A 10,687-nucleotide genomic window follows, 5' to 3' on the forward strand; every position below is an offset into this window, starting at 1 on the left:
TGATCGGCCAAACCAAAGGTATTCAATCATGGATTAAATTGTATACGATGAAGCTGAGCATAAACCCCTTTTTTCGCTAATAACTCTCGATGTTGGCCTCGCTCGACAATCTGGCCATCCTCTATGACTAAAATTTCATCTGCCTTTTCGATAGTGGATAAGCGATGGGCAATAATTAATGAGGTACGGTTTTTTTGTAATTCATCCAATGCAGCTTGAATGGCATATTCAGATTCAACATCTAATGCCGAGGTGGCCTCATCAAGAATCAATATCGGACAATCACGCAGCAGAGCGCGTGCAATGGCAATACGCTGACGTTGACCACCTGATAGCATTACACCATTCTCGCCAATCACAGTATCAAGCCCATTTTCCATTTTTTCAATAAAATCGCTGGCATGCGCCATCTTTGCCGCGTTTTCTATTTTTTCACGGCTATATTGTTTGTCTCTAGCATAAGAAATATTATTCGCTATCGTATCATTAAATAAATATACGTTCTGTGATACTAATGCGATCTGATTACGTAGAGAATCTAATTTATAATCACGCAAATCTCTCTTATCGATTAGAATATTGCCCTTATTAATATCATAAAAACGAGTGAGTAAATGGGCTATCGTCGATTTTCCGGCGCCAGAACGTCCAACCAGTGCCACTGTTTTGCCTGCCTGAATATCTATATTAATGCTAGTGAGTACAGGGATCTTTTTGTTTGGATAACAAAAAGTGACATTATGAAATTCAATATTTCCCTTTACCCGCTTTACTTCTAATTTACCTTCGTCTTTTTCTTGTTCTGTATCTAGAATGGCAAATAGCGTCTGACAAGCAGCCATACCTCGTTGAAATTGAGCATTAATATTTGTTAGCGATTTTAATGGGCGCATCAATGCCATCATGGCCGAAAAAACCACAGTAATAGTCCCCGCTGTTAAGGTTTCCATCACACTAGGAAAGCTCGCAGCATACAATACGAAAGCGAGTGCAAAGGAAGCAATTAATTGAATAATAGGATCAGAAATTGATGAGGCAGAAACTATTCTCATTCCTTGCTGCCGCATTCGGTTACTTACCGCATTAAAACGCTCTGATTCAATTTTTTGGCCGCCGAAAATCAAAACTTCTTTGTGTCCTTTCAGCATTTGTTCTGCGCTCGTGGTCACTTGCCCCATCATACTTTGCATATTTTTACTGATATTGCGAAAACGTTTGGATACCACACGAATTACCAATGAAACAATAGGCGAGATAACGATCAGAATTAATGATAATTGCCAACTGTAATAAAACATCATGATGAAAAGGCCGATAATAGAGGCACCTTCCCGCACCACTGTAATTAATCCGTTAGAAGAAGAAGCGGCAACCTGCTCAGAGTCATAAGTAATACGTGAAAGCAGCGTCCCAGTAGACTGCTGATCAAAAAATGCTACCGGCATACCCATCATGTGGCTAAATAATCGACGACGCATATACATGACAACTTTACCGGAAACCCATGAAATACAGTAGGTTGAAATGAAACTTGTTATACCTCGTACTAGCATCAGACCAATCACGGCTAGAGGCATCCAGGTCAAAATTGAGCTATTTGTTTTACCAAAACCTTCATCCAATAATGGTTTTAGCAACGACAACATAAAAATATCACTGGCTGCATTAAAAATTAGCGCTATCGCAGCTACGATTAAGCCTGTTTTAAAAGGAGCTATCATCGGCCAAAAACGGCGGAAAGTTTTCCAAGTGGAGAGGTCGTGATCATTTATCATTAAAAAACGGGTCCCTGAAGAATTAACAGATCATGAGATTTATTACAAAATTTATGCGCCCAGTACCATGTTAGGCCGCAAACTATTCGGCATGCTTTGTGGGATGTGCCACCCTGTTAGCGAAATTGCGTGCCGCTGACGCACACCAGTTTTATCAGTAGTTTCTTTTATTCATCATACTCTCTGGCGCCAAACCATTGATGGTACCAACGAGGCATGTACTGCTCTCGATAGCCACTCACTTGCCAATTATTATCGAAAAAAACAGGCTAATTTGTCCAGAAACTGAAGTATCACGCCAAGCAATATTATTTTTTTTGTAGCGGCAGCGTACCTTTTTTGACGGCAATCGCCATGAGTTATAACGTGCGACAGATGCCAATGCCAATGCAGGTTTCACTGAACGCAGGAAAGGCGGAGTAGATGAAGTTTTACTGCCGTGATGAGGAACTTGTAAAATGGTTGAATCAAGTTTACCGCCATGCTCACGTATCACTTGATACTCTCCCTTATTTTCTAAGTCACCGGTTAATAATACGCTATGTTTACCATCATCAATACGAATAACACAAGAATCATCATTTTTACTATTTTGTGTCAAACTTCCTGGCCAGAGCACTTCAAAATTTAAGCCCTGCCATTGCCAACTGTCTCCGCGTCTACAAAGCATAAATTGCTCCCGCCGAAAAAAAGGTGCTCTTATATCCGCCTGTGGGAATGCCTCTATAAGTTCAGCCAATCCGCCAGTATGATCTCTGTGATCGTGACTGAGAATAATCTGTTCAACATGAAGACCCCGCCAACTAAGATAAGGTAATATGACTTTCGATGCCATGCTACCTGCACTCCATTGCATTCCTGTATCAAAGATTATCACTTTACCGGCGCGCTCAATGACAACAGCCAGACCGTGCCCAACATCCAGCATATCAACCCGCCAACGATACTCTTGCTTCCCGTAAGAAAATCCCCACAAAACGAGACATAATACTAATACCGCAATCGAATGACTTTTCCACCATTGAAAACGCCAAATGATTACTGCTAACCATCCACTGTAACTGGCTAATATTGAATTTTTTCCAACAGCTAACCAGCCTTTTTGTAGCGTATTTAAAGGAAAAAATATCATATTAATCGATAAATCAGCGACGTACCATAACCATGAGGCAACGGCGGGCATTAGACTGGTGAGCAGTGCCATTAGTACCGCCGGTACAGTAATAATCGATACGATCGGCACCGCCCACATATTCGCAACTAGAGCAGACAAGCTAACGCCATGAAATAACCCGACTTGTAACGGCATCAGTAATAGCAACATACCTAATTGCAAATGTAGCCAGCGGAGCGGTAAATTGCGCCAATTTTTTCGGTCAGCGGGGTTAGTTTGTGATCTAACCGAAGTGAGGGGTACCCAATTCCACCAAAAAATGAGAGCGGCTACTGCCAAACATGATAACCAAAAACTATCTGATAATACTGCTAGTGGATCAGTAACTAGAATCAACGCAAGTGTCCATATCCAAACCTGCCATGCACCGCATAAGACACCAAAACCACGTAATGTTAGCCATAGCGTTAACGCTAATGCTGCTCTCATTGTAGGGGGACTAGCTCCAGCTAGCCACACATAAGATATTGCCATTAACCATGAAAAAAATAATGGAAAACCTACGCCTACCCAATTGGCAGGGAAAAAAAATTGTATCGCTCTGGCCAGTAATGCGCCAAACGACGCAGCTACAGCAATATGTAATCCTGAAATAGCCATCAAATGGGCAGTACCTGTTTGCCGTAATTGCTGCCAATTTTTTTGATCAAGCAAATGCCGTTCACCAAAGGCTAATGCGAGTAAAATAGGATGGTAGTTGTAGATGCCTATTTGGCGTTTAATACCACTAATGATTTTTTGGCGAAAATTACAATTATTATTAATTATATTTGAGCTAATTATTTTTCCTGATAAAGGCTGACGGTTAGCGATTGCCCAACGTTGGCTATCAAATCCCCCTTGGTTAAGTAAGCTGTGTATGGGTCTCATTCGTAATTTTAGTTTCCACTGTTGCCCAGCACAAAATGGTTTTAGCTCATCAGGCCAAATGACAGAGACCCTGACTGGTGGAAACAAACGTCGACCATCAATCTGATTAATCGCCAATACGACTTTTTGCTTGTCATGCTGTTTATTATCATCCGAAAGATTAATACTTTTAACCGTAGCAATAATATTGCTATCTCCTTGGGATAGGATATTAATCTGTGTTAGCAATGTGGTTCCATGCCAACATCCCCAAAGAAAGCTAATAATGGCTAATGAAAAATATCGGCATATCACGTTATTGCTGACCCAAAGGGCTATTGTCAATACCATCAGGCTCACGAATAATTTATGCCCTGGTAATTGCGATAAAATAGCCAATGCCGCTTTGGTTAATGATAAGACGATAGCCATGCCCCTCTTAGAGCTATGTAGTAAAGGAAGTGTCTGATCATTGCCATTTTTTTCTATCGCTTAAGCCATATAGCTAGAAGCGGATCGAAATTTATTTGAAGGAAAGAACAAAAATTAAGGGAATATTGTGATATTGCTCGAATAATAGGAGGAGGAATATAAAGTTAAAGTGTATACCCTTCGCCTTTCAAGTTACAGCCGCGTTGGCAACGATCACGCATCCCTGTCATGTACTACTTGTACACTTCGAGGATTCGATTGATTGCCGTATAGCCGTATAGCCGTATAGCCGTATAGCCGTATAGCCGTATAGCCGTATAGCCGAATCAGTTTAATTTGATTCAAGGCGGAGAAGTGCGGACAGTACAAATAGTACGGCAAGCGACGACAACACTTAAATCAAATTAAATTGATTTGGCTATAATTCAAAATTCATTGGATATATTACTTGCAAAATATAAGTTTATTTTGCAAAAAGATAATAAAAAAACGGCACTATGTAGTACCGTTTGATTTCTGATCATATTGAAAGTTAAGACGCTACAGAGGGTCTAGCAGCAGAGTCCACACCAGCACGTAAATCTTTACCTGGTTTAAAATGGGCAACATATTTACTAGGTAACTCAACTGGCTCCCCAGTTTTTGGATTACGACCAGTACGAGCGGCTCGATAGTGGAGGCAAAAACTACCAAATCCTCGGATCTCGATACGATTACCTTTAGCCAATGTAGCAATCATGAACCTAAATATCTCTCCCACGCTTTCATCTACGTCTTTAAAAGACATATGAGAGAGGCGCTTATGAAGTCTTTTAATCAATTCAGACTTGTTCATATCACCTCCAAGTTTCTTAAATAAAACCAGCTATCCCCTTCGCTTTTGAAGCCGCCGCGTTGTTGGCTGCGAGCCCTCGCCCTCATCAGGTAGTATGTCTACGCTCATCGGGTCTCACGCCCTAGCCGCCTAGCGGCAACTTCAAAGACAAAGGGTATATTCAGAGACAAAAAATCGATCTCGCTGCTACCTTATTCTCCCTTGGCTGCTTTGAATGCTTCAACCATAGCGTTAGAAGAACCAGTTTCTTCCTGCTTACTATTGTTGGCAACAGGAGGCTTAGTCGCATCCTTTTCATTGCTCTCATCCTTAGTGCAAGCAGATAAAACAATTTTGCGGGTCTTACGATCAACACTTGTATATTGTGCCTCAATCTCGTCACCAACTTTCAAATTCGACATGGCATCAGAAACACGCATGCTGCCTGTTACACCAGGCGCCAGCTCAATTGTAGCACTTTTAGCATCAAGCGCTAAATTTACCCTTAACAACGGTGCCTTTGTTTTTTCTGACAGGAAATCACTAAGGGGATCCTCTACTAATTGTTTAACACCTAAGGAGATACGTTCACGTTCTGCATCGACTTGTAAAACAACAGCTTCGATTTCATCGCCCTTTTTGTATTTACGAACCGCGTCTTCTCCTGATTTATGCCAACAAATATCACTCAGGTGAACTAAGCCATCGATGAAACCCTCTAAACCGATAAAAATCCCAAAATCAGTAATAGATTTGATTTTCCCTTTAACACAATCACCTTTCTTATGAGTCTCGTCAAATTTCTGCCAAGGATTACATTTACACTGTTTCAGGCCAAGCGAGATACGACGCCGATCACCATCAATATCGAGCACCATAACTTCAACTTCGTCACCAAGGCTGACAACTTTAGCAGGATGGATATTTTTATTGGTCCAGTCCATTTCAGAAACATGCACTAAACCTTCCACTCCCTCTTCAATTTCTACAAAGCAGCCATAATCAGTCAGATTCGTCACTCGCCCTTTTAACTTGCTGCTTTCTGGATAACGCAGCGCAATAGAAACCCATGGGTCTTCAGCTAATTGCTTCAAGCCAAGCGATACACGTGTACGCTCAGCATCATATTTCAGTACTCTAACGTTTATTTCGTCACCCACACAGACACATTCATTAGGGTGTTTTATCCGTTTCCAGGCCATATCAGTAATGTGCAATAGGCCATCAACACCGCCCAAATCAACGAAAGCGCCATAATCGGTTAGATTTTTAACCACCCCTTTAATAATCGCGCCTTCTTGTAAGCTTTCTAATAATTGATCACGTTCAGCACTATTTTCATTTTCAAGCACTGCACGACGAGAAACGACAACATTATTACGTTTTTGATCTAATTTAATGACTTTGAACTCAAGCTCTTTGTTTTCCAAATTCTGAGTGTCTCGAACAGGGCGTATATCGACCAATGAACCAGGCAGGAAAGCACGGATATCGTTCAGTGCGACAGTAAAACCACCTTTTACTTTTCCGTCGATGATACCTGTAACGGTTTCCGCTTTTTCATAGGCTTTTTCTAACCTTACCCATTCTTCGTGGCGTTTAGCTTTCTCACGAGATAAGCGTGTTTCACCAAAACCGTCTTCTATGTCATCTAGCGCAACGTCAACTTCATCACCAACTTGAATTTCTAGTTCACCTTGTGCATTTTTAAATTGTTCTACTGGAATTGCTGATTCTGATTTTAAACCGGCATCCACCAGGACGGTATCTTTATTGATAGAAACAACAACACCACGAACAATAGAGCCTGGACGTGTTTCAATTGTTTTTAGGAATTCTTCAAAGAGCTGAGCGAAAGATTCTGTCATGTTAATAATCTTCAAGGGTTGTGAAATTTAACGTCTATTCAGCATCCCGCCAAATAGGGTTGTTTATCTACCTCACTACACATCCTTTGCAGTAAGGATAAAATGTTCTTTAACATAAATACCGACTAATTCATAGTGTCATCAATATACCCTTCGCCTTGAATCAAATTAGGCTGATTCGACTATAACACCATGCTATTGCTAAAACTTTGTATGGCTGTACTTTGCAGCATCTTGCACTGCCTGCCCCATCGGCAGTTTTCTTTCAATATACGCCAATGATGCATTAATCACCTGTTCAATGGACATATTAGTTGAATCTAGTATTAATGCATCAGCTGCAGGGATTAAGGGGGCAATTAACCTACTACGATCACGATTATCACGTTCCTGTATATCAACCAAAAGGCGCTCGAAGCTAACATTAACCCCTTCTGCCTGCAACTGTAGCATACGCCGATGCGCGCGTGCTTGCACGCTAGCGTCAAGGAATATTTTAACGGGAGCATCAGGGAATACTACTGTTCCCATATCGCGACCATCGGCAACTAAACCAGGCTTTTTACGAAATGCCCGTTGGCGAAGTAAAAGCGCAGCCCGTACTCGCGGGAAGGTTGCCACTTGCGATGCACTTTTACCTATAGCTTCAGTACGAATTTCATTGGTGATATCTTCACCTTCTAAAATGACTTGTAACTGCTTGTTATTTGAAACAAAGCGAACATCGAGATGTTCTGCAATGGGAACTAACGCCTCTTCAGTGTTGATATCCAGCTGATGGTGTGACGCTGCCACGGCGAGTACACGGTAGATAGCTCCTGAATCCAGTAAATGCCATTTTAGCAATTCTGCTAATGCTTTGCATAGCGTACCTTTACCTACACCACTTGGCCCATCAACGGTTATCACTGGGAGTATTACCGTCATTTTTTTCTCCTTTTCGCTGAACCTCGTGTTCACCCTAGAGGGCAATCACTGGCGCAGCATTATACGCTGTATCTTGACTAAGTGTTACCCTAGAATTTTCGAATAGTCTCTAAAAAAACCGAGATGCTGAAGTTTAAAATATTTGAGATATACCCAATAGACCTCTTTCGAAACTGTAGCGAGTGATGCGAAGCCAAGGCGCCCGGCGCACAGCAACCTTCGTTGCCATGCGAGTACATGAGGATTGCGCGCACCGGGCAACGCAGGATTCGTATCACTCGGTAGGTTTCCAAAGAGGTTTAATGAATTTAGAGTTACGACAAGGCGCCCAGGGCGACCGACCGATGAGCGTAGACATACCATGAGGCTAGCACCCGCAGACAATAAAGCCATAACTTGAAAGGCGAAGGGTATATCAAACATGGCAGAGAGGATGTCAAATACATAAGCTTAATGCGGTTAAATTATGAAAATAATCAGGGAATGTTTTAGTAACGCAATTAGGATTTAAGATGGTGATTGGGTTATCTGATAATGCGAGTAGTGAAAAACACATCGCCATACGATGGTCGTTATAAGTGTTTATTTTAGTAGTAAAAATTAATTTTTGTGGCGGCACAATGCAAATGTGGTCTTTTCCGGCCATAACTTTTGCACCCACTTTTTCTAATTCTGTCGTCATGGCATAAATACGATCAGTTTCTTTTATCCGCCAGTTATAAATATTACGAATAGTGGTTGATCCTGTGGCAAATAGCGCCGTAATCGCAAGGGTCATAGCAACATCAGGGGTGTGATTCATATCTATGTCGATACCCTGCAATTGGCCACGACAGCATTCAATGTAATCATCATGCCAGTGGATTGTTGCCCCCATTCGCTGCAACACATTAGCAAATTCGATATCACCCTGTATGCTTTTTTTTCCGATACCCTTCACGCGAACTTTGCCCCCTTTAATTGCCGCTGCGGCCAAAAAATAGGAAGCTGACGAAGCATCACCTTCAATCCAATATTTCTTCGGTGATCGATAAGTTTGCCTCCCTTTAATGTAAAAGTGTTGGTAATTTTTCCTGCGAACCTCAACACCGAATATTTTCATTAAATGCAAGGTGATATCAATATAGGGTTTGGATACCAGATTGCCTTGAATCTGAATATCAGTATCTTGAATAGCCAAAGGGGCGGCCAGTAATAGGGCAGTTAGAAATTGGCTAGACAGACTGCCATCAAGCGTTAATGTGCCACCAGAAAAACCACCTTTTAAACGAAGGGGGGGATAATTGTGCTGTTCGAGATAATCTATTTGTGCGCCCCCTTGACGTAAAGCATCTACTAAATGGCCAATAGGCCGTTCTTTCATACGCGGCTCACCGGTCAAAATAACCTCACTGTTACCCAGGCAAAGTATCGCCGTCAAGGGTCGCAGTACAGTGCCAGCATTGCCTAAAAATAATTTTTTCCCTTTATCAGTATGCATTAGCCCACTAAGACCATCGATTTCACATTGAGTGGCATCAGCGGAAAGTCGGTATTTTACGCCCAGTGTTGTTAACGCTTTGAGCATATGGCGCGTATCATCACTGTCTAGCAAATTGTCGATTTGGGTCGTACCGCTTGCCAATGCGGCTAAAAGCAATACACGATTGGATATACTTTTTGAGCCAGGTAATTTGACGGTGCCATTGATTAACGGTATCGGTTGTAGCCTAAGCGATTCAACCATGACGGCGTTCAAACTCAGACATAAAAGCGGTCAAAGCTTTCACACCTTCAATTGGCATCGCATTATAAATAGACGCTCGCACCCCTCCTGCTGCTGAATGGCCTTTTAGTGCCTTTAATCCTTCGCTTTCAGCCTCTGCAAAAAAGAGCGCTTCCAATGCAGGATCAAGCAGCCGAAAAGGCACATTCATCCATGAGCGATAATGTTTTTCTACATTATTGCGATATAATTTGCTGTTATCGATAGCAGAATATAACCATTCGGCTTTAACGCGATTGCGTTTTTCCATCGCCTCAAGCCCCCCCTGTTTTAGCAACCACTTAAAGACCAGACCTGCCAAATACCAGGCAAAGGTTGGCGGGGTGTTAAACATAGAATCCTTTTCAGCTAAGGCATTATAATTGAAAATAGAGGGCGTTAGCGGGTGCGCATGCCCTAACAGATCTTCCCGTATAATGACTAATGTTAGCCCCGCTGGCCCAATATTTTTTTGTGCACCGGCATAAATGACACCATAACGTTCAACATCAATAGGGCAGGAAAGCAGACAGGAAGAGCAATCCGCAACCACCACTTTTTTATTGTCAAAACAGGGTTGCTCATGGATAGCGATGCCCTCGATGGTTTCATTCGGGCAGTAATGCAAATAGGCGGCGTTGTCATCTAATGACCAGTCCTTCATCGGCTTAATACCCACCTTGCCAGCCGTATCAGTAATGACGACATCAATGACATTGGGAGTGCAATATTTTTTTGCTTCGTCGATCGCGCTACGTGCCCAGTAACCGCTATCAATGTAATCCGCTTGTTTTTTTTTCAGCCAAAATATTGAGCGGACCGCCGCAAATTGGCCTCTAGCCCCTCCATGGCAAAACAGTACCTTATAATTGTCAGGAATTTTTAACAATTCACGCAGATCTTTCTCTGATTCCTGAACCACTTGCATAAATTCTTTACTACGATGGCTAATTTCCATGACGGAAACGCCAAGTTCTTGCCAATGACATAACTCTTGCTGAGCCTTAAGAAGCACTTCTGCAGGTAACATGGCTGGTCCAGCGCTAAAATTATAAACAGAGGGCATTTGATCACCTATTCGTTAATTACCGATTATAGCCAAAT

Annotated in this window: 6 protein-coding genes and 1 pseudogene; all 7 read right to left on the minus strand. The window is 42.0% G+C overall.

The annotated features are described in order from the left end of the window. Window positions 1-26 precede the first annotated feature (26 nt). Window positions 27-1,775 carry a lipid A ABC transporter ATP-binding protein/permease MsbA gene (gene msbA, locus REG_RS10015; RefSeq protein WP_006705536.1) on the minus strand — a complete coding sequence of 583 codons (1,749 nt, stop codon included), beginning with the start codon at window positions 1,773-1,775 and terminating at the stop codon, window positions 27-29. A gap of 167 nt (window positions 1,776-1,942) precedes the next feature. Continuing rightward, a pseudogene (locus REG_RS10020) lies at window positions 1,943-4,230 on the minus strand (ComEC family protein). 532 nt (window positions 4,231-4,762) lie between these two features. Continuing rightward, window positions 4,763-5,017 carry an HU family DNA-binding protein gene (locus REG_RS10025; RefSeq protein ID WP_407078957.1) on the minus strand — a complete coding sequence of 85 codons (255 nt, stop codon included), beginning with the start codon at window positions 5,015-5,017 and terminating at the stop codon, window positions 4,763-4,765. A gap of 239 nt (window positions 5,018-5,256) precedes the next feature. Next, on the minus strand, window positions 5,257-6,912 hold the full coding sequence (gene rpsA, locus REG_RS10030) for a 30S ribosomal protein S1 (protein WP_006705539.1): 1,656 nt from the start codon (window positions 6,910-6,912) through the stop codon (window positions 5,257-5,259). A gap of 201 nt (window positions 6,913-7,113) precedes the next feature. Beyond that, window positions 7,114-7,839 (minus strand): (d)CMP kinase, encoded by a 726-nt coding sequence (gene cmk / locus REG_RS10035; protein ID WP_039908860.1) that lies wholly within the window; start codon window positions 7,837-7,839, stop codon window positions 7,114-7,116. A gap of 436 nt (window positions 7,840-8,275) precedes the next feature. Continuing rightward, entirely contained in the window at window positions 8,276-9,565 is a 1,290-nt protein-coding gene (gene aroA / locus REG_RS10040) for a 3-phosphoshikimate 1-carboxyvinyltransferase (protein WP_006705541.1), read from the minus strand. Further along, window positions 9,558-10,649 carry a 3-phosphoserine/phosphohydroxythreonine transaminase gene (serC, locus tag REG_RS10045; protein WP_006705542.1) on the minus strand — a complete coding sequence of 364 codons (1,092 nt, stop codon included), beginning with the start codon at window positions 10,647-10,649 and terminating at the stop codon, window positions 9,558-9,560. Before serC ends, aroA begins: the two co-directional genes overlap by 8 nt. Window positions 10,650-10,687: the final 38 nt, after the last annotated feature.

It is taken from the genome of Candidatus Regiella insecticola LSR1, from assembly GCF_000143625.1.
Lineage (GTDB): Bacteria > Pseudomonadota > Gammaproteobacteria > Enterobacterales > Enterobacteriaceae > Regiella > Regiella insecticola.